The following is a 25,310-nucleotide window of genomic DNA, read 5'->3' on the forward strand; positions in this document are numbered from 1 at the left end:
TGCAGTTACACTGGAAGGATTTCTGATAAAACTAACTTTATTTGTCTTCGGGCTCCAATTAAACAAATCAATTAAATAGCAACTTGAATTAAATACTATTTTTTTTATTTTTTCTTCAAAAAATGCACTTCATTTACTTAATATCAGTAATTCTCGTTTTTCTGTTATAACTTTCTTTTATTTCAACAACCAAAAAGCTATATTTACTTTTTAATAAAGATAAATATAGCTTTTTTGCATTTTATGAATTCCGATAACAATACGATTTTAGACGAGATAGAAAAAGAAATTACCGAGCCACAGCTGAATATCCTACTCACTACAGATGAAGATGATTTTAGACCAGTTTACATCTCCGGGAATTTTAATGAATGGCGAACTCAGGACAAGGAATTTTTGATGGAAAAAATAGGAGAGGGTCTGTATCACTTCAAGTTTCCGCATGATTTTGTTTATCCAAAGGAGTTGCTCTACAAATTTACTAAAGGAGATTGGAGTGAGGTTGAAATCGACAAATACGGAAATAGGACGGAAAACCGTTCGTGTAAGCAAAATTCTGGTGTAAGGAAGGAACACGTAGCGAAATGGAGAAAAAATTGGCTTCCGTTCAAGCCCGATTTTCTGCCACAGGTGAAGTTGATTTCAGATGAATTCGAAATCCCACAGCTCAATAAAAAGCGAAAAATTTGGGCGTTGTTGCCACACGATTATGATCTTTCGAGCGAAAGCTATCCGGTTTTATATCTGCAGGATGCCCAGAATCTCTTCAACGAAAAAGCTAAATATGGCAATTGGGAAATAGATAAGAAGCTTGCTGTTATGGCAGAATATAAGATTGGTAAAATCATCGTTATCGCCATCGAGCATGCCGAAAAGGACAGGATAAAGGAGTACAATGTAGGGAAAACCATTTTGGGTTCAGGACAAGGAAAACAATACATCCGTTTTGTAACCGATACTTTAAAGCCCTTTATTGATGCTAATTTCAGGACAAAACCAGAGCGGGAATTCACAGGAATCGGAGGAAGCTCGATGGGAGGTTTGGTGAGTATTTTCAGCGGACTGATGTATCCGGAAGTTTATGGAAAATTGATGATTTTTTCACCTTCACTATGGGTGGTTCCTAAAATGAACATCAATAATGATTTTGAAGAAGAGGCTCAAGATACCAAAATCTACCTCTATGCAGGAGGAGATGAAAGTGCCACAATGATTGATCATGTGAAGAGATTCAAGAAAAAGATACTCAAAAGCGAGTTCATCAACGATAAGATGAAGATAAAATTGAGCATCAATATGGAAGGAAAACACAGTGAGAATTACTGGAGTGATGAGTTTCCGAAAGCAATTGAATGGTTATTTTTTAATACTAAAGACAATTAAATGCAAACAAAAAACATAAATACCCTAGAGAAATATTCAGGAACAATCTTGATTCCGGTTTTCGAAACCCATTCAAAAAGTTTGGTGCCAATTGAGTTTCACGGTGTTTCGGTTGTTTCTAAAGTGTTCTATGGAAAAAAAGATACGCATTACCTGGTTGAAAAATACGATTGTACACACGTTTTTATTGGCTTGGGAAAAGAGATTGATTATAAATCCTTAAAAACAATTTTCAGACGAATTGCCTCCAAACATAAAGATGTTTTTGGGAAAGAAGTAGTTTTGGTGTTGCCAGAACAATTTGATAAGGATAAAGTAGAAGCAAGTATCTCTGGTTTGATGCTTGGAACTTATAATTTTGGACATTTCAAGAAGAGTGATAAGCATCCTTTTCTGTTGGAAGGTTTTGAATTGAATTTGTTTTCAAAAACTGATTTTATTGAAACTGCTGCAAGAGCCGTCAAGATTGCAAAAGCCCAATTGGAAACTTACAATTTGGTCGATTTGCCTCCAAATGTAGTCACACCAAAGTATTTAGCGGAATGGGCAACTGAAAATGGAAAACAATTTGGCTTTAAGGTAGAAATCCTTGGAGCAGAAGCCTGCAAGGAAAAAGGTCTTGAAGCTTTTTTATCGGTAGGAAAAGGAAGCGACAAGGAACCACAGTTTGTCATTATGGAATATGTTCCAGAAAAAACGGATGCAAAAACTAAACATGTCGGTTTGGTAGGAAAAGGAATCACCTTTGATACTGGAGGATTGAACATTAAAACCGCAGGAATGGTTCATATGAAATGTGATATGGCTGGTGGTGGGGCGGTTTTTGGTGCGATGCGATTGATTGCCGATTTAAAACTTCCAGTAAAAGTGACGGCGATTGTGCCTTGTTGCGAAAATTCTGTCGACAGCAAAGCTTTTTTGCCGAGTGATGTGATTGGAAGTTACAGTGGACATTCAATAGAAATTATCGATACCGATGCCGAAGGAAGATTGATTCTAGCAGACGGTTTGTCGTATCTTATCAAAAATTATAAACCAGAAATCATTGTCGATATTGCTACTTTAACGGGAAGCAGTGTCGCAACTTTAGGATTTGAATGTGGTGCTTTGTTCACAAATAATAATGAGATTTCTCAAAAACTGCAACGATCTGGAGATGCAGTTGGAGAACGTTTATGGCAATTGCCACTTTGGGACAGTTATAAATCGGATATTGAAAGTGATATTGCCGATGTGAAAAACTACAGCGGAAAGCCTGTTGCTGGAGCCATCAGTGCCGCTAAATTTTTAGAATATTTTACAGACGAACATAAAGCCTGGGCCCATTTGGATGTGGCGGGAGTAGCTTTTGGGGACGACGAATTTGCAAAGAGTAAACATGCAACAGCCTTTGGTGTACATTTATTAACTAAATTTATTGAAAATCTTTAAGCTATGGAAAATTCTACTAAAACATTCGTTTGCATTTCTAATTATTTCAAAGGAGCTGATTTTTTAATCAATTTAAAAAAGCTCGGAAATACAGTATTTTTAGTTACTTCGGAGAAACTTCGAAACAAGCCTTGGCCATTTGAATATATAGACGAGGTTTTCTATATGGAAGGTCAGGACATCGATTGGAATTTGGAGCATCTATTGCTAGGTGTCGGAAATTTGATGAAGAATCATAAGATCGATGCCATCGTCGCTTTGGATGATTTTGATGTTGAAAAGGCTACTTTTTTGCGTGAAAATCTTCGTATTGATGGAATGGGACAAACAACTGGCCGTTATTTCCGTGATAAATTGGCAATGCGAATGAGAGCCAAAAGTTTCGGGATTCCAATTCCTGCCTTTGCACCACTTTTTAATGATTATGAAATCAATGATTTTGCCGATACAGTTTCGCCTCCATGGGTTCTAAAACCGCGTTCAGAAGCTTCGGCATCGGGAATTATAAAAGTGCACGACAAGGAAAGTTTGTGGTTGCACATCAACGAGCTGGGAAACAATCGCTTTAAATATTTGGTGGAACAGTTCAAGCCTGGCGATGTCTATCATTGTGATGGATTGAATCTGGAAGGCAAGGTTTTGTTTAGCGTTACTTCTAAATATTTGGCCACTCCGATGGAAATTTCCCAAGGTGGTGGCATTTTCAGAAGTGCCAACATCGAATATAATTCTGCCGATGACAAAGCCATCAAAAAGCAGAACGAGGCTGTAATGAAAGCCTTCGGAATGAAACACGGAGCCACACATACGGAATTTATCAAATGCAAGGAAGATGGAAAAATTTATTTCTTGGAAACTTCTTCACGAGTTGGAGGAGCTCATTTGGCAGAAATGGTCGAGGCCGCTTCGGGAATCAATCTTTGGGGAGAATGGGCTAAAATTGAAGATGCTTTAATTAGAGATACAACTTATAAACTCCCAAAACCAAAGAAAAATTATGCAGGAATAGTATTGACTTTATCCAAATATGAATATCCAGATTTGTCTTCTTTTTCAGATGAAGAAGTATGTTTCAGGGTGCCACTGGAATATCATGCCGGATTAATTGTAAATTCGGATAAACACGAAAAAGTATTGGAATTGTTAGACAATTATGCTGATCGTTTGGTGCGTGATTTTGCAGCAGTTGCAAAGCAAGAAAGTGTAAAAAACCTGCATTGACAAAAAAATAATTAGGTATGATAAAAGCTGTCCGTATTTTATCGGACAGCTTTTTTTTGATTTTAGAGAAGCATATGAAACAAATTGGGCACTTTTTCGTCAAAGAAAGATAGAATTTAACTACAATCCGTTAGTATCCTGTTGTATTAAATAGAATCAATGCATTAAATTTGTAAAATGACTCGAAGTAATAAAATCTTAAAAAAATTTTACATCATAACCTTTTTGGTTATGTCTTATTCCTGCTTTGCAGTTATAGACTCAAAGAAGCATTGTGATTCGCTTATCACTGAAGGTCTTCGTGCCTTATGGAAAAAAGACCATGTTAAATCCCTTGAACTTTTAACCGAAGCAAGGGCCATTGCCGAAAAAAATCTTTGGTATGAACAGATGTTTTCTTCTATACAAAGCATAGGCGGAAACTATTATATGATGCTGGATTATGGCGAAGCACTTTCCTATTATCTTAAAAGCCATGAAATCGCAGTAAAGCATCTTGATCCGAGTTATGAGTTCATTATCCTTAATAATATTGCCATAATTTATACAAGTGAAAAAAAATATGATAAATCTGAAAACTATCTAAAACAGGCTCTTGCATTATCCCTGAAGCTAAAAGATTCGGTCAAGGTTGGGTATAGCTACATCAATCTTGCAGAATTGGCCAATAATAAAAAACAACTGTCACAGGCCCGAAATTATGTAAAGCAATCCTTGATTTATCTCAAGGATGCCAAGGATATCAGGGATTTTGCTTCGGTTGTTTTAATCCAGAATGATTTGCTTTCGGGTAATACAGCAAAGGCCAGAACAGACGCCTTAAAATTACTTCAAACCATCAATGCTGACCAATATCCTGAAAATGTTGTGCATCTTCATATCGTTATTGCAAGGTCCTATTTTGAGGAAAAGGACTTTAATAAGGCTTTAGAATATGCCTTCCAAGCTATTTTAGACAAGCCCAATCTTGAAATAAAAAATGAGGTTTTCCAGCTAATGTCTGAAATCTATTTTGAGATGAAGGATTATAAAGGAGCCATTCGCTATAAGGATTCCATAAATGCAACCGACAGAAAGTTGCACGAAATCAAAAACAGCCAGCTTTTTAAAACCAATGAGGTAAAATTCCAGATGCAGAATTACCAAAGGGAGATTGCCGAGAAAGACATCAAGATAGCCTCTGAACGTAACTTTTTCTACAGCATTTTAGCCATAGGAGTTATAGTGATTTTATTTTTAATATTCGTTTTCAGACAACAGCGAATTAAAAACAAGCAGATTAAAGTGATTGCACAGCACAATCAGGAAATCATTGAGTTAAAGCTCCAGAAAGAAATTGATGATAACCTTATTTCGAAGAAAAAGGAAGAAATTGCGTTGTTGGAGCAAGAACGACTGCTGAAAGAAATTGAACTCAAAAATCAAAAGATATCTTCAAAGGCTTTGTTTTCTTCCGGAAGGGACGAAATATTGGAGCAAATCTTAAATTCACTTTCGGATATTCCTCAACTTTCTGGTAATAAGATACTAATCAACCATATCAAGACACTAAAGAATCACATCAAGGCCGATAATGACTGGGAAGATTTTATACTTCATTTTGAAGAGGTCAACCACAGTTTTTTGAAAAAACTAAAAACAAAGCATCCTGATCTGACTCCCAATGATATTCGATTCATTGCCTATATTTATATGGATCTGACTTCGAAAGAAATAGCCTCGATGTTGAGCATTACACTTGAAGCCTGTAGGAAAAGAAAGGAAAGGATTATCCAGAAACTTGGAATTCCTGAAGATGTTTCTTTGAATAGTTATTTGGCGAGTGTTTAATTTTTTTCAACTACAACAATCTCCTCTTCAGGATTTTTAATCCGAATCTTGATCAGTTCGTATTTCCAATTGCCGTTGTCCTTTACAGCAGTAACATCCATTTTACCTTTTCCCTTGGTTCCCGTTACTCTAAAAGTGAGGTCAACAGCGTTATTATCTTCGGCATAAACGACATTACCTTCTATAATCGTCAACTTATCAACGGGTTGGAGATTGCCTAGAACTTGAATCACTCTTTTGTTTTGGCGGGCTTTTTCCAATGCATTTTCATAAAGCGAAGGTTCAGTGTAGGCTTGTGCAAAACTGGTCAAACCGCTAGTGAGGGATAGAAAAGCAATAATTAAAATCAGGAGCGCCGTTATAGGAACAAGCCATTTCCAATTTCTTTTTCCCCAGTTCTTTTCTCGGATTAATTCGTTCATTGTTTTACGATTGGTACTACCAAATGTAATCAAGTTTCAGAATGGCGGTTAAAGAATTATATATTTTATAACATTTTGATTTTTATGATTTGATGAATTTCAAAGTTTTTAAGCCATCTGGTTTTATAAAATACGTTCCATCGGCCAAGTCAGCTACCAAGATAGGCTGATTGCTTTTAATCTCAAAAGATTTTACTTTTTGTCCCAAGACGTTGAAAATGCTTCCGCTTAAGTTTTCCGGAGCATTCGAAAAATAAATATAATCCGAGGATGGGTTCGGATAAAGAACAATTTGCAAAGCATCAACTTCTGGATTCTTCAGGGTTTGATTTGTTAGTTTGGCTACAAAAGGATAGCGTTCGTATTCATCGGCTTCAACCAAAAAACCATCAAAAGCAACATTTCCGGAAGCAAGTCCGGCAACAAAGATGGAGCCATCAGTCCCAATATTAATGCCGTCAATCCGGTCTTCATCATCGCCTCCAAAGGTTTTTGCCATTAAGATTTCGCCATCAGGGCTATATTTCAATACAATTGCATCCCTGTTGCTAAACCCTATGGTTGAGGTTGTAATGGTTGAGCTCCAGTTGACTGTTCCCGTCGTATAACCTCCAAAATAGATATTTCCCTCAGCATCCAAATCCAGTATATTCCTTTCGCCACTCATCAGCGATCCAGAACCAGGAACTTCGCGAACCCATTGAAAATTCCCTGTTGAGTTTAGCTTGGCAATATAAGTGTCCTGATACCCGTCAACAGGTCCTTGGGCAACAATATTGTCAAACGAATACGGTTCAAAAAGTTCTGAAGTCAAATATACTTCGTCTGGAGATTTTGCTTTCACTTGAGGCAACGGACATGTAATGTTATCCAGATATTTCACCCATTGAAATACTGCTGTTGGAGAATATTTGGCAATATAAACGTTATAAGGTAAATCACCAGGAAGTGGAGCAGGTACGTTTCCGAAAGTTGCTCCGGGTTCTGCACAAGAACCAGCCACATAGATATTTCCAGCATTATCTACACTCAAAGAGGAAATTGATTTCACAAATCCTTGGGTAATGGTAGTTAAGGTTTCTCCTGAAGGACTGAATTTTTCAATATAGGAATTCATAAAATCATCATAGCTCACGTAGATATTGTCTGTTGCATCAACAGCAATTCCTCTAGCACTCGAAACAGACGAATTGGGTAAATAAAATTCATGGAACCAAAGAACATTTCCGGCAGGATTAAATTTCACCATCATATAATTGACACCCTGATTGATGCTGATCAGGTCCAAAGTATCGATACTGATATTGTTTACAAAACCTAACATCATGATTACGTTTCCTGCAGAATCTGTTTCCAAGTTATAAACATTGACATTGCCATTGATTTCTTTTGAGAAAAGCAAATTCCCATCAGTGTCGTATTTCTTGTAGAATTGGGTTCCCATGATGTTTTCATATACAAAAGTATTGTCCTTGAATCCTGTCATATAAACATTTCCAAAAGCATCCGAAGCAATGTTGTAGCCAATCAAGCCAGCATTACTGTCGAAATTTATTGTTGGTGTATCAAGCCATTCAACATTTTGAGCTTGGCTGATAAACATGCAAATAGAAAATAGCGGTAGTAGTAATTTTATCTTCATTTTTTTGTTTTTGTTGGTTTCTATTCAGATGTAAAAACACGTAAAAGGTTGCTTACTTTTTTTCTTTTCTGATAATATCATTGGTTTTAAATAAAATATTAAAAGAAAAGAAAGGAATACTATAATGAATTCAAATGTAGAAATAATAACTTTCGTTTCCCAAAAACAGAAAAACAATTTAAATTAAATGATATGAAAGCATTATGGAGAGGTGGTATTAGTTTCGGACTTGTGAATATTCCTGTTCGTTTGTTCAGTGGTTCCGTGACGCATCGGATAGATTTGGATATGATCAGGAAAAAGGACCAATGTGCCATTCAATATGTTCGGGTTTGCAAAAAAGACGGAAAGGAAGTTTCCTGGGACGACATTGCGAAAGGATACAAAAAAGAAAATGGTGATTATGTAATTCTAGATAAGGAAGATTTTGCAAAAGCGATGCCCGAGAAAACCCAAACTATCGATATTTTCGAATTTGTCTTGGAAGATGAAATCCCGTCACAATACCTTGAAAAGCCTTATATAGTAGAACCAGAAAAGGCGGCAAACAAAACTTATGCACTTTTAAGGGCGGCCTTAAAAAAGTCGGGAAAGGTCGGATTATGCAAGTTTGTATTGAGGAGTACCGAACATTTAGGAATCCTGAAGGTGGAGGACGATGCGATTTTATTGATCCAAATCAGGTTCGATCAAGATTTGCGTGATTCATCGGAAGCAAAAATTCCAACGAATATAAAAATTGAAAAGAAAGAACTTGACATGGCATTGACAATTATCGATCAATTGACCGAAAAGTTTGAGCCCGAAAAATACAAAGATACTTACAAAGATGAATTGATGAAACTCATCAAGAAAAAATCAAAAGCACCAAAAGGCAAAAAAACCACTACAAAAGAAACGGAAGCAAAACCTAAAACCTCTAAAACTGCCGCTGATGATTTGTTGGAACAATTAAAAGCAAGCTTGGAAGCGATTAAAAACTAATTCAAAAGCTATGGCACTTGAAAAATACAACGAGAAGCGCGATTTTAATAAGACGAAAGAGCCAAAAGGAGTTAAGAAAAGCTCCAAGGACAAGCTGCGTTTTGTGGTTCAAAAGCATGCCGCTTCTCGTTTGCATTATGATTTCCGGTTGGAGATAGATGGTGTCTTGGTGAGTTGGGCGGTTCCAAAAGGACCTTCGTCCAATCCTTCTGATAAAAGATTGGCGGTTCAAACCGAAGACCATCCGATGGATTATATCGATTTTGAAGGCACGATTCCCAAAGGCGAATACGGTGGCGGAACAGTTATGGTTTGGGACATCGGAACCTATCATGCCGAAGGCTCAACTACTTTGGCAGAAGACAAACGTGTTTTGCGAAAACAACTCAAAGAAGGTTCTATAAAAGTAACGCTCGAAGGCAAAAAACTGAAAGGTTCTTGGCACATCGTTCGGATGAAAGGCGAAAACAGGCAATGGCTTTTGATGAAAGCAAAAGACGATTATGCAAATCAGAAAGAATTTGAAGGCAATTCGGTTTTGTCTGGATTGGATTTTAAAGGAATCGAAAAGACTGATGCGGTTTGGGGCGAAACCAAAAGGCCAGGAGATGATAAAACAGTTTCCAAAAGAACTTCTTCCAAAAATAAAAGTACTGCCAAAGAGGATACTTCAACCGTTGGCTTTACGGCTTCTGATTTGGAAGATGCTGTAAAACTGACAAAATTCCCATACGATTGGCGACCACAATTGGCCACCCTTGCCGATGAGGCTTTTGATAACGAGGAATGGCTTTTTGAAACTAAATTTGATGGTTATCGGGCATTGGCTCAGATAAAAGAAAATGATGTACAGCTTATTTCTAGAAATGGCATCTCCTTCAATGCAAAATATCCTGCTATTGTGGAAGCACTGAAAACCATCAACAAGGACATGATTCTCGATGGAGAAGTGGTGGCGGAAGATGCCAAAGGAAAGAGCAATTTTCAATGGTTGCAACATCTGGAAGATTTCCCCGACAAGGGAAAACTGAAGTTCTATGTTTTTGACATCCTGTATTTCGCAGGGTTCGATCTACGTCAATTGGAATTACTCGATCGAAAAAAAATACTCAAGGCATTGCTTCCCAAACACAAGAGCATCATCTATTCCGATCATGTAATTGGAAATGGAATCAAGGCTTTCGAAGATATAAAAAAGAAAAACGGAGAAGGAATCATCGCCAAGAAAGCGACTTCAAAATACCACGACGGAAAGCGAACAAAGGATTGGCTAAAAATCAAAACCGACCAACAGCAGGAAATGGTTATTGGCGGATTTACCGATCCTAAAGGTAGCAGGAAAGGACTTGGAGCCTTGCTTTGTGGCTATTATAAGAATGGAGATTTTCATTATTCAGGCAAAGTAGGAACAGGTTTTACAGAAGCAATATTGGACGATTTAAGAAAAAAACTAGCCAAGATTGAACGCAAAACGGCTCCATTTATCAAACCACCAAAAATGTCAGGCATCTATTGGGTCAAACCCGAATTGGTAGCCCAAATCAAGTTTTCGGAGTTCACCGAGACAGGAAGCATGCGTCATCCTGTTTATCTAGGTTTGCGGGACGACAAGAAAGCATCCGAAGTTACAATCGAAGAGCCGAAAATAGAAGCCGAAACAATAGCAAATAAATCAAAGTCTGGAAGTAAGCCATCAAAAAAATCTACAACTAAAAAAGGAAGTGATAAGGTAGAATTTACAAACTTAGATAAGTTGTTTTGGCCCGATTTAAAGATTACCAAAGGCGATGTAATTAACTATTATGATGCTGTCGCAGATTATATCATGCCGTATCTCAAGGACCGACCACAATCTCTAAGAAGAACGCCAGACGGAATCAAAAGCGAAGGTTTTTTTCAGAAGGATGTGGCCGGAAAGGTGCCAAAATGGATCAAGACCCGAAAGATAAAATCAGATTCCAAGGAAGAATCTATTGAATATCTGCTTTGCCAAGACAAGGACACCTTATTGTTTATGGCCAATTGGGGATGCATCGAGCTCAATCCGTGGAGCAGTAGGGTAGGTTCGCTCAACAATCCCGACTATATTATTTTCGACATCGACCCGAAGGATGCTCCGATGAAGAACGTAATTGCCACGGCACTCAAGGTAAAAGAAATCCTCGACCAGCTCAAGGTTCCTGCCTATATCAAGACTTCGGGAGGCAATGGCTTGCATGTTTTTATTCCGGTCAAGCCGAAATACACCTACAATCAAACCCGCAATTTCTCGCATTTGGTCAGCCAGATGGTACACCGCGATTTACCGAAAATAACAAGTCTCGAAAGAATGCCGGCCAAGCGAAAAGGCAAAGTTTATCTAGATTTTCTACAAAACGGAAAAGGAAAAACCATGGCCAGTATCTATTCACTTCGTCCGAGAGAAGGTGCAACAATCAGTGTTCCGTTAGATTGGGATGAGGTAAACAATAAACTAGACCTCAAGAAATTCAACCTTAAAACCATCACCAAAAGGTTAGAGGAGAAAGGCGATCTGTGGAAGGATTTCTTTTCGGATGCTGTTGATTTGAAGGAGGTTTTGAAGGGGATGGGGTAGATTTTGAACGTTTTTCAGCTTGGTGGAGGTATTAGAAGCACAAATGTAAATAAAAAGGACTAACGTTCAATTAAGCACGTTAGCCCCCATTATGCCAAGCCGATTTTGGTGGCATTTTTTTTATTTTCTCATTAGGTCAAGTCCTTGCTCAATTGTTACAAATGTTTTATATCCGAGTTCTTTTCTTGCTTTGCTGTCGTTTGTAATAAACTCTACACCCAATACATTTACAAGTCCTTTGTAAAGTGGCGGGTGTCCTTTCAAATTAAATGTTTTCCATACAAATTCCATTACAGTCACCGCACGTTTTGCCATTGCCAACGAAACACTTTTGTCAGGAACGGTTATGCCTTGAGTAGCTACATATTTTTTAATGAAGTCTTTGAATACAGGTGTTTCACCGTCTGTAATAAAATAGGTTTTACCGTTTTGTTCTGATTGGTCAGCTAAGATTAAAGCGTGGCAAACGTTGGCAACATGGCACGTTACTAATCGGTGTTTGCCTCCATCAATAAATTGCATTCTTCCTTTTTTAGTGGCTTCCATAACACCAACCAATGTGTTAGGGTCGCCTTTGCCCCACACTAATGGTGGTCTTACTGCAATGGTTTGAAAGTTTTTTTTGTTTGCTTTCAATACCAATTTTTCGGCTTGTAGTTTTGTTCGTGAATAACCGTCAATAATGTTGTCTGAAACAAAGGTTTCGTCAGCGTTTACGATTGGTTTACCATTCATAATTACCGAAGCGGCACTTAAATACACGAACCTTTGAATATTAGCATTTTGGGCTACATTCAATAAAAGTTCAGTTGCATCAACGTGCAGTTTTTTAAGTTCTTTTTCGGAAGCAAAAAAATCAACCGAAGCCGCTAAGTGAAATACCGAAGTACAATCTTTTACACCATTTGTCAAAGCTTGTTTATCATTTAAATCGCCTTTTACGGCTGTTGCACCTAATTGCTCTACCTTTTGAATGGCTTGTGCCGAACGTGCCAACGCTTTTACCTTGTAGCCATTTTTTATGAGCATTGGGATTAGATTTTGACCTACAAAACCCGACCCACCTGTTACAAATACTTGTTTCATTCTACTATTTATTTAATTACTTTTTGTCCAAATGCTAGTTTGCCCGAATAGTGAAATACCTACATAGCCACGAACTTTAAGTGTATTGTCGGCTTGAAGTGTCAAATAGCAAGAATAGGTCTTCCCACTTCGTGCATCGTAAATGGTGCCGTTTTCCCAAGTGGATTTACCATCAAACTCAAAATTTTTCAACATTACCAATCCTATGATTGGGTCGTTGTGTTTTGATTTGTCAGGGTTTTTAATGTCGGTTTTTGGTTTGCCATTTTCGTTTGGTTCTTTAAGCCATACGATTTTACCAAAGAACTTTTCACCCTGTTGATAGATTTCAACCTTGGCAGCTTTCTCTTGGTTAAGCCAAGTGCCAACAATAGCTGTTTTGGAAGATTGGGCAGTAAGTGTCAGGCCTAGAAATAGAAAGCCTATGAGCATTGTGGTGAGTTTGCCTTTATTAAGGCTTCTCCATCCTAAATTGATGTTGTCCATACTTTGAATTGTTTTATTTTACAATGCAAAGTTGGTAGATGAGAAAGGTAAAAACGTTTACAAAAGACAAGAAAGAAAAACGGTTACGATTTTTCTACAATTCTTTTTCTGATACGGCTCAGTGAAGTGGCTGTAATGCCTAAATAGGTGGCAAGCATATGTTGCGGAACTCGTTGCAGGATTTCAGGATTTTGAGACAGCAATTTTGTATATCGTTCTTCAGGACTGTCTAAAATGAAAGATGTTAATGCTTGTTGAAACTGAATTAACGTTAGTTCTAAAGTCTTTCGCACAAACTCGTTCATTAGCGGAATTTCTTTATAGAGCCTGTCCAAGTCTTTTTTGTTGAGGACAAGCAATTCGGAAGGCTCAAGTGTTTCAATGGTTTCTTTGCTTGTAGTTCCGGTAATAAAACTGTCAAAAGCACCAATAAAACTATTTTCAGTTGTTATGTAAACCGTTATTTGTTGTCCGTCTTTTACATAGTATTTTCTAAGGCAACCTTTGAGTAAGAAGAATAATTTGTCTGTCCGCTTGTCGTATGAAACAAGTTCAGTTTTTGTGGTCACTTGTCTAAAAGACAATGCAGAAGCCAATAGTTCTTTATCAGCTTTTGTGAAGTTCACAATTTTGTCGGTATATGTAAAAAATGTTTCTGTCATTTTTTGTATGCTGTCTGTTTAAAATTGCCACCAACTTGTTTATATATCTGACGATATCAGACATATCTACACAAAAAAGGCTGTATATGTCTGATAAGAGCCATTATTATTCTACATAAATATATATAGACAAAGCTTTCTTCAAGTAAAAATATACAAAATTTACTTACAAACCTCAAAACAATAACTATAAACTCGTAAATAATTTGAAAAAAGAACCCATATATTATACAGATTTCATCTGAGAAAAATCTTTTGAAGCAATGAAGTCTGTGGCAAAAAAAAATGGCACAGAATAAATATCCTGTGCCATTTACCAAATAAACTAACTCAAACCTTATTCGTACACTCTTATATAATCGATTATAAATTCTTGAGGAAAAATGCTGTCGTCAACTTCAGGACCTCCGAAATTACCTCCGATTGCCATGTTTACTAGAATATAAAATGGTTGGTTGAAGGGCCAAATTTCTTCAGTTTTGTTTTCTGGAGCGAACGTGTAAACCAATTTTCCGTCTACAAAAAAGTCCATTTTATCCTTTGTCCAATCTACTGAAAAGATGTGGTAGCCTTCCTCGATGTCCTCAAATTTTGTTTTCTTGGTATTGATGGTGTTCCCGTGGCTGTCCTTTGTATGAAGCGACGTAAAAACCATATCCGGCTCACGACCTACGTATTCCAAGATATCTATTTCGCCACATTTAGGCCATCCCACCTTGTCGATATTGGAGCCAAGCATCCAGAAGGCAGGCCAAATGCCGTGGCCAACAGGAAGTTTTGCTTTGGCTTCGATTCTTCCGTATTGGAATTCCTTTTTTGCTTTTGTGGTGATTCGGGTTGAGGTATATTTATCGCCGTCCTTCCTTGCAGTAATCACTAGTTTTCCACCCACCAATTTATGATTGTCCTTGGTGTAGAGTTGGCGTTCGTTGTTTCCCCAGCCACAGTTTGGGCATCCGTCACCAATTTCGATGTTCCAGACTTTTTCGTTTAGGGCTTTGCCATCAAAGTTTTCTTCCCAAACTAATTTTCGCTTCGCTTGCTGAGCAAATGAGATATTGCATATAATTAATAAGACTAAAATTTTCTTCATTTTAATTTCTTTTTTTGACACGAATTGCACGAATTTGCACTAAATTTTTTGCCACAGATTTTACGGATTTTACGGATTTTTTTTTTGAATCTGTGAACTTATTTGAATCTGTGTTTAATTTTATTATTTAAAAATTTAAGAGGTTTTCTGCTTAGACAATACCTTTTAAACCCATAACCTGTCAACTTTTAACCTATAACCTATTATAACCTGTAACTTTAACCTTTATATTCAAAACTTCCTTCCAATGTAGCATCCGAGCTTCCTCCGATGAATACTTTGAAATCGCCTGGTTCGGCTTCCCATTTGTTGTTTGCGGTATAGAATTCAATCAACTTGCTATCGATTGTAAAGGTTACTGTTTTGGTTTCATTTGCTTTAAGCGAAACTAGCTCGAAGCCTTTTAGTTCCCTCACAGGTCTTGTTACACTTCCAAAAAGGTCTTTCAAATACATCTGAACCACTTCTTTACCTTCGACATTGCTGTTGTTTTTTACATTCACAGAAACGGTTATTTTTCCATCGGCAGTAAAAGAGGTATTGCTTACTTTCAAATCGGAATATTCAAATTTAGAATAGCTCAAACCATAACCGAAAGGGTAGAGCGGGGTGTTTTTTTCATCGATAAAATGCGACCAGAAAACGCTTTCTCCACCTGGTCCGGGACGTCCGGTTGTTTTTTGATTGTAATAGATTGGCACTTGCCCAACGCTTCTTGGAAAGGTCATTGGAAGTTTTCCGCTTGGATTATAATCACCATATAAAACCTGAGCGATTGCATTGCCACTTTGAGTTCCCAATTGCCAAGCTTCTACAATGGCTGGAATATTTTCATCTGCCCAAGTGATGGTTAGGGGACGACCGTTGTTTAGAACCAAAACAATGTTTGGATTTGCATTGAAAACGGCTTCCAGAAGTTCCTGTTGCACACCTGGCAAGTCAAGGTTGGTTCTGCTTCGTCCTTCTCCAGTTTGAAAGCCTACTTCACCAAGTACCATGATTACAACATCGGCATTTTTGGCAGTCGCTACGGCTTTGTCAAAACCACTCTTGTCGGTCGTGTTGATTTTTGTTTCCAAACCAAAAACGGGAGTTCCTAGATATACATCGGCACCTTTTTCATAAACAATTTCGTTTCCTTTGTATTTTTGAAGACCTTCTATAACCGAAACGGCACTACCATCTTTAGAAACCCCTCTCCATCCGCCAAGAGGACTGCTCTTGTCGTTTGCCAAAGCACCTATCACGGCAATTTTTTGTCCGGATTTCTTTAGCGGAAGCAAATTATTCTGATTCTTTAGCAATACAATTGACTTCTTGGCCATATCCAAAACACCTTCGTGCATGACGGCATTGCCAAGAGTTGCTTTTTCTCTTTTTTCGTCGCAGTATTTATAAGGATCATCAAACAAGCCTAGTTCGAATTTTACTCTCAAGATTCTTCTTGCCGCATCGTCAATCACTTCTTGTTTTACTTTTCCTTCTTTTACCAATTCTACCAGATATTCAACATATACGTTCGATTCCATATCCATATCCGAACCTGCATTGGCGGCCAATTCGGCGGCATGCTTGTTGTCCTTGGCATAACCGTGAGCGATCATTTCGCCCATCGAGCCCCAATCGGATACCATGAAACCTGTAAAATTCCATTCGCCTTTAAGTAAATCCCTTTGAAGGTATTTGTTTCCAGTTGCTGGAATTCCATCCAACTCATTGAAAGAATTCATAAAGGTTCTGACACCTGCATCTTTAACTGCTTTGAAGGGTGGAAGAATTATATTGTGTAGGGTTGAGTGATTCACATCAGCGGAATTATAGTCGCGTCCAGATTCGGCAAAGCCATAACCTGCGAAATGTTTGGCACAAGCCAGTATATTTTTATAGCTTGAAAAATTCTCTCCTTGAAAACCCTGTACTCTTGCCACGCCAATCTTGCTTCCAAGATAAGTATCTTCACCAGCACCTTCCATCACACGACCCCAACGAGCATCACGCGAGATATCGACCATTGGAGCAAATGTCCAGTTTAAACCGACAGCGGCAGCTTCTTCGGCTGCCAATGCCGCTGATTTTTTTATGGCTTCCAAATCCCAACTTGCAGCTTCGGCAAGCGGAACAGGACTTATGGTTTGGTAGCCATGGATGACATCATACCCAAAAATAAGCGGAATACCCAATCGGGTTTCCTCTACGGCAATTTTTTGCAAGGCTTTTACATCTTTTACTCCTACAACATTCAGCATCGATCCGACCAAACCTTTTTTGAGGTGGTCGTATTTTTTAGCCGCCTGTCCGTCTTTTGGAGCAGGACCAGTTACTTCCCAGAAACCATTGTATTGGTTCATCTGACCCACTTTTTCTTCCAAGGTCATCAGTTTTAAAATGGAATCCACCCTTTGTTCGATTGGATTTCGTTTTATAACTTTTTTGGATTTTTTTTGAGCCGATGCATTTTGGCTAAACAAGGCAAGTGCTGTTAGGACAACGGATGTATATAGAAACCTTTTTTTCATTGTTTTGTTTTTGGATTATTGGATTCAAAAACAAGGAGGCTAGATGGACTAACCTCCTTTTTTTGAATTGTTTTTGGTATTTATTGGTAAACTCTCACGTAATCAACTTCCATGGTTGACTGAACAAATGCAGGATCAACTGGTCCTCCAAATGTTCCACCCATTGCTACATTTAGGATGATGAAGAAATCGGCATTGAAAGGAGTTGTTCCGTTATTGTTGAACGTGTGAAACAAGTTATCGTCTACAAAGAACCTGATTGTAGAAGCCGTCCATATTACAGAATAGTTATGAAATTCACTTGACACATTGGCAACCGTTGTAGATTGAGTTGGACCACCTCCGCCTGAAAAGCCAGGATAGTGCAAGGTTCCATGGATTATGCCCGGTTGAAAACCTTTGTGCTCCATGATATCTATTTCGCCACAGGCAGGCCAGCTCACTTGACTAAAGTTAGAGCCAAGCATCCAGAAGGCTGGCCAAGTACCTACTCCTTCAGGAAGTTTTATACGAGCTTCTACTTTTCCATAGGTCCAGTCTTGTTTTCCTTCTGTTTTGATTCTAGCAGAAGTGTATGGAGCTCCGCTGAAAGTTTGTTTTTTAGCTGTTATTTTTAGGAAACCACCTTCTACTTTTACATTGTCGGCATGATCGCGGTAGAATTGTAATTCGCCGTTACCCCATCCGCCAGCACCAAGGTCATAACCCCAGTTGGCAGGATTTGGAGCACCAGGAACATCAAATTCATCTGCCCAAACAAGATTTTCAAAAGTTTCTCCAACACCACCGCCACCTTGCACAGGTTTTGTAGTTGTGAAAATATGATACCACGCTAGAGCTGGATCATTCCCCATTATTGCACGAACAACCATTCTATTTTCTGTAATTTCAATAATTTCATAAACAGTTTGGTTGACGAAGTAGCCCATAAAGCCTCCATCAGAAAATGTCATTGTTGTTTTACGGCTTTGATCGGGTGTCAATACAGATTCCGATGGACTCAAGAATACTGATTTCTGTCCAGAAGTGTTTAAATCAAGACACAAATCTCCACCTCCAAAACTATGGAAAGCGGCATTATAGAATGTTCTTCCACCGTTATCCAATTCATATTTCAATTGACCATCTACTAAAGAAAAAGTAAGCTCATTGTCATACAAGCAAGAGCTATCAGGGCTTCCCGCTTTTTCAAAAGGCTGTGCGGCATACCAAATTGGTGAACCATTTTCTCCAGCGTTGTCGTTGTTGGGACCTACACCAAGATGACCTACTTCATTTGCAGCGAAGTACCATTTTTTAGAACCTCCACCTGTTAAGAAATCTATTGCCGCAGGATCTTTAAAGTTACTGAAAACAGTTATTTCAAAACTCATACTTGAGCTTACGCCAGCTGTTCCCGAAGCTAAAACGGTTACGGTATAGGTTATAGTTCCCTCCGTTGTAAATGTTTTTTTAGCTATTCCGCTAGGCGAATTGATTTCGGTACCGTCGCTAAAGATGTATTTAAAGTTGGTAGCATTTTTGGCTTTTGCAGTGAAATCTACCTTACCAGAACCATCTCCATCTGGAAATTCTTCGGAAACACCTAGGATCACCGCTTCCACTTCGATTCCACTTGGAGAGTTGATGTCTCCAAAGGTTTTATCGTCGTCCTGACAGCTTGAAAAAGTCAATAATACCGTAAGTACTATTGCTATATTCTTGATATATTTTTTCATCTTATTTTATTTATTAATTATGGAAATAAACGTTGTCTACGTAAACCGTTGCCGATCCAGTAGGAACAGCTGCATATATAAGCTGTGCAATATGGGCTCTTGTGGTTAGTCCTGTAAAATCACTCAAAGGAATATCTAAACTCAACCATGTGTTTTGGGCTGGTGAGGTAATCACAATTTCGTGTTCTTTATCATCTCCACCTGCATAAGCACCATTGGCTCCAAAATCGACCAACTTGATTTTGAAAGTAGTTGCATTTCCAGTCCATATATCGGTGTGAAAATGTGTCATACTTGTAGCATTGATCATATTAGCTCCTGTAGTTTCGATTCCTACGAAGTCTAAATTTGAATATTTTTTAGTATCATTTCCTGCAATTTGAACTTCTTCCAAAGCAGCACTAGACCAATCTGTTTTCCATGTATTAACTCCTACATTTGTGTAGGCATTACTAAACATCGAAATCACTTGAGATGCTGGAAGAGTAGGAGTTGGTGCTGCAACTGTTGGAACAGCACTTTGTTTGTAGAAATAAACATTATCAATATAAACGCTTGCAGTTCCGGCTGGAGCTCCAACATAAATTAGCTGTGCAATATGGGCACGGGTTGTTAGTCCTGTGAATGCACTTAAAGGAATATCAATTCCAACCCATTGCTCTTGAGCAGGATTTGAAATTACAATTTCGTGTTCAACATCATCGCCACCACCATAGGCTGCATTGGCTCCAAAATCTACAAGTTTTATTCTGAATTCGGTTAAGTTATTCGACCAGATATCGGTATGGAAATGCGTCATTTGTGTGGCATTAATCATAGAAGTAACGGTTTCGATACCCACGAATGTTAGATTAGAATATTTTTTTGTGTCATTTCCGCTGATTTGAAGATCTTCTAGGGTTGCACTTGACCAGTCGGTTTTCCATGTGTCTACCGGAACATTGTCATAAGCATTACTGAATAGCGAAATAACATCTGCACCATTTAGAAGAGGATCTGGAGCAGGTCCTAAATCAAACACTACAATGGTTTCGGTATATTCAGTTGTTGCGGCACCACCACTCAAAGCAACTACTTTTATTTCATAGGTTCCTGCTGTGGCATAGATGTGGCTAACGGTTTCACCTTCCATAAAATCCACAGGGGTTTGATCAGGATCTTCTCCAAAATATACTTGGAAGAAAGTCTCCAGGTTTGCTTTTGCTGTTACCGTAACCGAGCGACTGGCACCTGGAGTAATGGTTACATCCAAATCAGTTGGTTGCAAGAAGGAAACTGTCAATTGCTGTGTAAATTCAGTTTTTAAACCGTTTAAAGCAATTCCGTAGATTTTTACGGTATATACACCTTCGGCATAAATATGCTCGGCAACACCTCCAGCTGGAATCATTGCAGGTTCAAGGGTTCCGTCTCCAAAATATACTTCATAGGAAGTCAATCCATCACCATTTGGTCGGATGGTCACTCGACCAGAGTTGTCCTGCTTTATGGTGAACAGAGCAGAAATGTTTGATGGTGCTTCAATGCCGTCTAGGCTCGTTACATCATCTTCCCCTGTACAGCTCAAAAGAATTGTAAGGAAAAACAAGCTAAAAATGTATTTCAAATTTTTCATATTAAATCAGGTATTAATATTGAGGATTTTGTCCCCAATTTCCGTTAGAGAATTGTATTTCTTCAAAAGGAATAGGGAATAATTCATGTTTTCCTGCTACAAATCCAGGTATTGTTCCAGCAGCTTTTCCGGTTCTAACCAAGTCGAAAAAACGGTGTCCTTCGCCAACTAGCTCCAATCTTCTTTCTCTTAGGATCAAATCAGTCAATCCAGGTCCAGAAACAGTAACATCGTGATTGTTGTTTCCAAAAGCACGTCTGATTACTCTATTCAAGTATTCTCTTGCTTTTGTCTCGTCGATTCCACCAGCACTGTAAGCTTCGGCTGCCATTAAAAGCACGTCTGCAAAACGGATCGAGCGGTAGTTGTTTGGGTTGGTAAGTTTGTCATCGCCAAGATTCAAATCTCCTTGACGAGGGATGTATTTTCTGTTAAAGAAACCAGTGTGTTCGTGACCCACGCCATAAGTAGCACCAGTTTCGGCAGCCCAAGCAACCATGTTCAAGATTGCAATATCTCTTCTGTTGTCGTCTTCATCAAAAGCTGCATAGGCTTCTGCTGTTGGAACGTTGAAGCTGTATCCAGAATCGAATAAAGGTCCAGAATAGGTTCTAGGTCCGTTGAAACCCACTGCTACATTTCCTTCAGAACATTGCAAACAATCAAAAGAAGCACCTTGAGCATCTGTGTATTGTACTTCAAAAACCGACTCGATATTGTTTTCGTTATTGTTTTCAAAAATAGTACTATAATTAGCAACTAGGTCATAAGTTCCAGAACCAATTACCAGTTCGAAAGTTGAAGCTGCTTGAGCATATTTTTTCTGATATAAATAAGCCTTTCCGAGTAAAGCTTGAGCAGCTCCAATTGTTGCTCTACCAGCAGGTTGTGCTCCAGTAGAAAGGTTTTGAATGGCATAAATCAAATCCGATTCAATTACGGCATATACTTCTTCTACAGATGCACGCGGAACGGTTAGCTCATCGCCAACTTTGAATCGTACATCTCCCGTTAAAGGAATTCCTCCGAACCATTTTACCAGTTCAAAATGATAATAGGCTCTAAGGAAACGTGTTTGTGCAATAATGTGTTCTTTTCCTTCAAAATCTGTTTTGTCTTTAAATTCAAGTATGTAGTTGCAACGGCCAACACCTGCAAACATCCAATCCCAGATGTTCTTTAAGTTTGCATTCACAGGAGTGTGGATCATATCGTCTATTTGCTGGAAACCAACAACATCGGTAGCACCACCACCACCAGCTAATGTATTGTCTGAAGCAATTTCTCCAAGCATAACGTTTACGTAAGTAGCGTGCAACAGGTCATAAGCTCCAATTAGTGCATTTTCATAGTCTTCCTTCGAATTGAAGTAATTTTCAGAATCTATTGCATACGGAGGGACACGATCAACAAAATCGTCACTACATGATGTGCTCAAGGCAGTGAAAATTGTGACAGTTGTTATAAATATGATTATATTTTTTTTCATTGTAATTAAGATTAAAAATTAATGTTAGCTCCTAGCATATATGTTCTTGGAACTGGATAAAAGCCATAGTCAACACCTCCACCAATTGGTGCTCCAGATGAAGCAGTAGGGTCATAACCTTTGTATTTTGTAAAAGTATATACGTTATTTACTCCTAAATAGATACGTGCTTTTGTGATCCCTGATTTTCCAAATATGTTGCTATCTAAAGTATATCCCAATTGTACATTTTGAATTCTTACGAAAGAGGCATCTTCAACAAAATAATCAGAAAATAATCCGTTTGCAGTAGCACCTGTTGTAACTCTCGGAACAGAATTGCTTGTTCCTTCACCTGTCCATCTTTCCAAATTGTAATTTAATTTATTACCTAATGCTACATTTCTTTCATAATTACGAACCATATCATTTCCGATAGAAGCAAAAGTGAAAGCATTAAAATCAAAACCTTTGTAGTTGAATTGCATATTGAAACCCATAGTTGCGGCAGGAATAGGGTCTCCTATATTTGTCCTATCGTTTGCGTCAATTTTACCATCTCCGTTTACATCCACAAACCTGATGTCTCCCGGAGAAGTACCTGCTCCAAGTCCAGCTTGAGACGGATGTGCATCAATTTCAGCTTGGTTCTGGAAGATGCCATCTGTTTTGTATCCGTAGAAATAACCGATAGAGTGCCCTACTTCCATTCTTGAAGTACGTGTGCTTTCGCCAAAATTACCACCTTCAACAAATCCTGTTCCGTTGTCTACTTCTGTAACCTTGTTTTTTAGAAAAGTTACATTGTAATTAAGATCAAAACTAAAATCATCTGATATATTATCTTTATATCCTACGGCAAATTCAAATCCGTAGTTCTTAACCGTTCCTGCATTGATAGTTGGCAATCCAGCTCCTGGTGCTGCTGCTCCTGTTGCACCAGAAACAGGAACCCCTACAATTAATAGATCTTTTCGGGTATCATTAAAATAATCGGCAACAAGAGTTACTTTATTGTTTAATAAGTTTAAATCAATACCAAAATCTATTTTTCTAGCTTCTTCCCATTTTACCTCAGAATTGGATATCGCTCCTGGTGCTACGCCATTCACTAAAGCACCGTCAAATACATAGGTTGCTTCACCAGTTAGCAAGCTGGTATATCTATTATTTCCAATTTGGTCGTTTCCTAAAGTACCATAACTGGCTCTTACTTTAAGGAAGTTGACAAATTTGCCTTCCCCAAAAAAGTTTTCATCAGAAACTACCCATCCAGAAGTAAAAGAAGGAAAATAAGCAACGGCATTATCAGGACCAAATTTTGTAGAGGCATCACGTCTGATCATAGCAGAGAAAAGATATTTTCCTTTATAATCGTATTGTAATCTTCCAAAATAGGAAAGTCTTCTTTCGTCGTATGTATAAGAGCTGTTAGTTAAATCGTCTGAAGCACCTCTTGTCAAGCCAATATCGGCATATTGCCAAGAATTATAAGGAACATCAAAACCAGTAGCCGATAGACCGTTACCCCATTCTCTAAAAATAGTGTTTCCTATTGTTACAGAGAAGTTATGTTCATCTTGAATTGATTTTTTATATTCTGCATAAATATCGAATGAATAGTTATTGTCGTTAACAGCACCTTGAGTTACGCTACTTCTGTCAACGTCATAAATTTTACCACCATATTCAATTTGTTTAGCAAATGTTTTCGACTCACTATTTGAGGTATTGAAACCCATTCTTGAAACAAGCGTAAGTCCTTTGGCAAGTTTATAATCTAAACCAAAACTTCCATTTAGTTTTTTATAATTATAGTCGTTATAGGTATTTTCAATTTGTGCAAGTGGATTGATAATTTCTGTACCATATTCAGCAGCATTTGGTACTAATGTAAAATCACCATTAGCATCATAAGGCATCATAGTTGAAGGCATATTCAATGCATTGAATAAAACAGATCCCAATACATTTTCATTTAATGTTTTTCGGTTGAAGTAGGTATAAATTACATTGGTGTTTACTTTCAAACGATCTGTAATATCAGCTGTTAAGCCAATTCGCGCTGTATTTCTTAAAAAGCCAGATTTATTTGAACCCACAATTCCTTCTTGATCCAAATGCGAACCGCTAATAGAATACGTTATATTATCAGAACCTCCAGAAAAATTAATATCGTGATTCACAATAGGAACACCTTTTCCAAAAACTTGATCTTGCCAATCTGTTCCTTTTCCTAGTCCAGAAACATTTGGAAAGGGTAGCGGTTTTCCATCATTTGCAAAAGCTTCATTAGCTAAAAGTGCATAATCAGTAGCATTTAAAACTGAAATCTTACGTGAGGTTTCTTGAAAACCAGTATAAACATTATAGTTAATAGTTGCTTTAGAATTCTTTTTACCTTTTTTAGTGGTAATCAAAATAACACCATTGGCACCAATTGTTCCATATATTGCTGCTTGTGCATCTTTAAGTACTGTTATAGTTTCTATATCATTTGGATTCAGCAAGCCAAGTTCTCCAACATAACCATCGATAATTGCAGTAGGCCTGTTTTCTCCATTGGTTGCAATACCTCTAATTCTGATGTTTAATTCAGCACCAGGAGATCCAGATTGTCCTGTAACCACAACACCTGAAACGGTTCCTTGCAAAGCCTGTTCTACTTTTACAGGTTTTAAAAGCTCTAATGTCTTGGCTTCAACTGTTGAAACGGATCCCGTAACTTCTCTTTTCTTTTGAGAACCGTAGCCAATAACTATCACTTCATCCAAGCTTTTGGTATCTTCTTGCAATGAAACTGCAACATTATTATTAGTAGATGTAACAGTGTATTCAAAATTCGAAAAACCTACATAACTGAACACAACAACAGAACCTGATGGAATTCCCGTTAGCGAAAAATTTCCATCAAAATCAGAGGTGGTTCCTTTCGTGGAATTCTTGATTTGAATGTTTACTCCAGGAAGCGGTAGTCCCGAACCTGATTCCTTAACTGTTCCTCCAATGTCATAACTTTGGGCAAAACCAAAAGCGGAGAGAAGCAGAAAATAAATTAATAGATAATTTGACTTCATAAGTATGTTTTTTGTGAATTATAAAATTAGAACACTTATTTGAGAATAATTCAAAATACACCACAACAAAAAACATACAT

Annotated in this window: 17 protein-coding genes; 6 read left to right on the forward strand and 11 right to left on the reverse strand. The window is 37.9% G+C overall.

The genetic code is table 11. The annotated features are described in order from the left end of the window. Window positions 1-243 precede the first annotated feature (243 nt). The 4 genes from J2X31_RS11600 (at window position 244) to J2X31_RS11615 (ending at window position 5,865) form a co-directional block, all read left to right on the forward strand. A complete protein-coding gene (locus J2X31_RS11600) occupies window positions 244-1,383 on the forward strand; it encodes an alpha/beta hydrolase (RefSeq protein ID WP_310026898.1) in 1,140 nt (379 codons plus the stop codon). Further along, window positions 1,384-2,814 carry a leucyl aminopeptidase family protein gene (locus J2X31_RS11605; RefSeq protein WP_310026900.1) on the forward strand — a complete coding sequence of 477 codons (1,431 nt, stop codon included), beginning with the start codon at window positions 1,384-1,386 and terminating at the stop codon, window positions 2,812-2,814. A 3-nt stretch (window positions 2,815-2,817) separates the two neighbouring features. Continuing rightward, entirely contained in the window at window positions 2,818-4,035 is a 1,218-nt protein-coding gene (locus tag J2X31_RS11610; protein ID WP_310026901.1) for an ATP-grasp domain-containing protein, read from the forward strand. A 231-nt stretch (window positions 4,036-4,266) separates the two neighbouring features. Further along, entirely contained in the window at window positions 4,267-5,865 is a 1,599-nt protein-coding gene (locus J2X31_RS11615; protein WP_310026902.1) for a tetratricopeptide repeat protein, read from the forward strand. Here the strand turns inward: J2X31_RS11615 and J2X31_RS11620 are convergent. After that, a complete protein-coding gene (locus J2X31_RS11620) occupies window positions 5,862-6,287 on the reverse strand; it encodes a cytochrome c oxidase assembly factor Coa1 family protein (RefSeq protein ID WP_310026903.1) in 426 nt (141 codons plus the stop codon). The two genes, J2X31_RS11615 and J2X31_RS11620, sit on opposite strands and share 4 nt — an antisense overlap. Window positions 6,288-6,369: 82 nt before the next feature. Further along, a complete protein-coding gene (locus tag J2X31_RS11625) occupies window positions 6,370-7,929 on the reverse strand; it encodes a T9SS type A sorting domain-containing protein (protein ID WP_310026904.1) in 1,560 nt (519 codons plus the stop codon). Window positions 7,930-8,121: 192 nt separating this feature from the next. Here J2X31_RS11625 and ku point away from each other — a divergent pair, with 192 nt between their 5' ends. Then, the gene (gene ku, locus J2X31_RS11630; protein ID WP_310026905.1) at window positions 8,122-8,913 is read left to right on the forward strand and encodes a non-homologous end joining protein Ku; all 792 of its coding nucleotides are present in this window, start codon (window positions 8,122-8,124) and stop codon (window positions 8,911-8,913) included. A gap of 10 nt (window positions 8,914-8,923) precedes the next feature. Next, on the forward strand, window positions 8,924-11,509 hold the full coding sequence (gene ligD / locus J2X31_RS11635; protein WP_310026906.1) for a DNA ligase D: 2,586 nt from the start codon (window positions 8,924-8,926) through the stop codon (window positions 11,507-11,509). A gap of 120 nt (window positions 11,510-11,629) precedes the next feature. Here the strand turns inward: ligD and J2X31_RS11640 are convergent, their stop codons facing one another. From J2X31_RS11640 to J2X31_RS11680, 9 genes are all read right to left on the reverse strand, one after another. Beyond that, complete coding sequence (locus tag J2X31_RS11640; RefSeq protein ID WP_310026907.1) at window positions 11,630-12,595, reverse strand: NAD-dependent epimerase/dehydratase family protein; 966 nt, start codon at window positions 12,593-12,595, stop codon at window positions 11,630-11,632. 12 nt (window positions 12,596-12,607) lie between these two features. Continuing rightward, the gene (locus J2X31_RS11645; protein ID WP_310026909.1) at window positions 12,608-13,081 is read right to left on the reverse strand and encodes a DUF2147 domain-containing protein; all 474 of its coding nucleotides are present in this window, start codon (window positions 13,079-13,081) and stop codon (window positions 12,608-12,610) included. An 83-nt stretch (window positions 13,082-13,164) separates the two neighbouring features. After that, window positions 13,165-13,743 carry a Crp/Fnr family transcriptional regulator gene (locus J2X31_RS11650; protein ID WP_310026910.1) on the reverse strand — a complete coding sequence of 193 codons (579 nt, stop codon included), beginning with the start codon at window positions 13,741-13,743 and terminating at the stop codon, window positions 13,165-13,167. Between the two features lie 337 nt (window positions 13,744-14,080). Next, window positions 14,081-14,836 carry a glycoside hydrolase family 16 protein gene (locus J2X31_RS11655; RefSeq protein WP_310026911.1) on the reverse strand — a complete coding sequence of 252 codons (756 nt, stop codon included), beginning with the start codon at window positions 14,834-14,836 and terminating at the stop codon, window positions 14,081-14,083. Between the two features lie 218 nt (window positions 14,837-15,054). Beyond that, on the reverse strand, window positions 15,055-17,352 hold the full coding sequence (bglX, locus tag J2X31_RS11660) for a beta-glucosidase BglX (RefSeq protein WP_310026912.1): 2,298 nt from the start codon (window positions 17,350-17,352) through the stop codon (window positions 15,055-15,057). A gap of 80 nt (window positions 17,353-17,432) precedes the next feature. Further along, window positions 17,433-19,070, reverse strand: a complete 1,638-nt coding sequence (locus tag J2X31_RS11665) for a family 16 glycosylhydrolase (protein ID WP_310026914.1) — start codon at window positions 19,068-19,070, stop codon at window positions 17,433-17,435. A 13-nt stretch (window positions 19,071-19,083) separates the two neighbouring features. Next, on the reverse strand, window positions 19,084-20,685 hold the full coding sequence (locus tag J2X31_RS11670) for a hypothetical protein (RefSeq protein ID WP_310026915.1): 1,602 nt from the start codon (window positions 20,683-20,685) through the stop codon (window positions 19,084-19,086). A 13-nt stretch (window positions 20,686-20,698) separates the two neighbouring features. Then, window positions 20,699-22,174 (reverse strand): RagB/SusD family nutrient uptake outer membrane protein, encoded by a 1,476-nt coding sequence (locus J2X31_RS11675; protein ID WP_310026917.1) that lies wholly within the window; start codon window positions 22,172-22,174, stop codon window positions 20,699-20,701. Window positions 22,175-22,185: 11 nt separating this feature from the next. Further along, window positions 22,186-25,230, reverse strand: a complete 3,045-nt coding sequence (locus J2X31_RS11680) for a SusC/RagA family TonB-linked outer membrane protein (protein WP_310026918.1) — start codon at window positions 25,228-25,230, stop codon at window positions 22,186-22,188. Between the last annotated feature and the right edge of the window lie 80 nt (window positions 25,231-25,310).

Origin of the sequence: Flavobacterium arsenatis (assembly GCF_031456785.1) — a bacterium.
GTDB lineage: Bacteria > Bacteroidota > Bacteroidia > Flavobacteriales > Flavobacteriaceae > Flavobacterium > Flavobacterium arsenatis.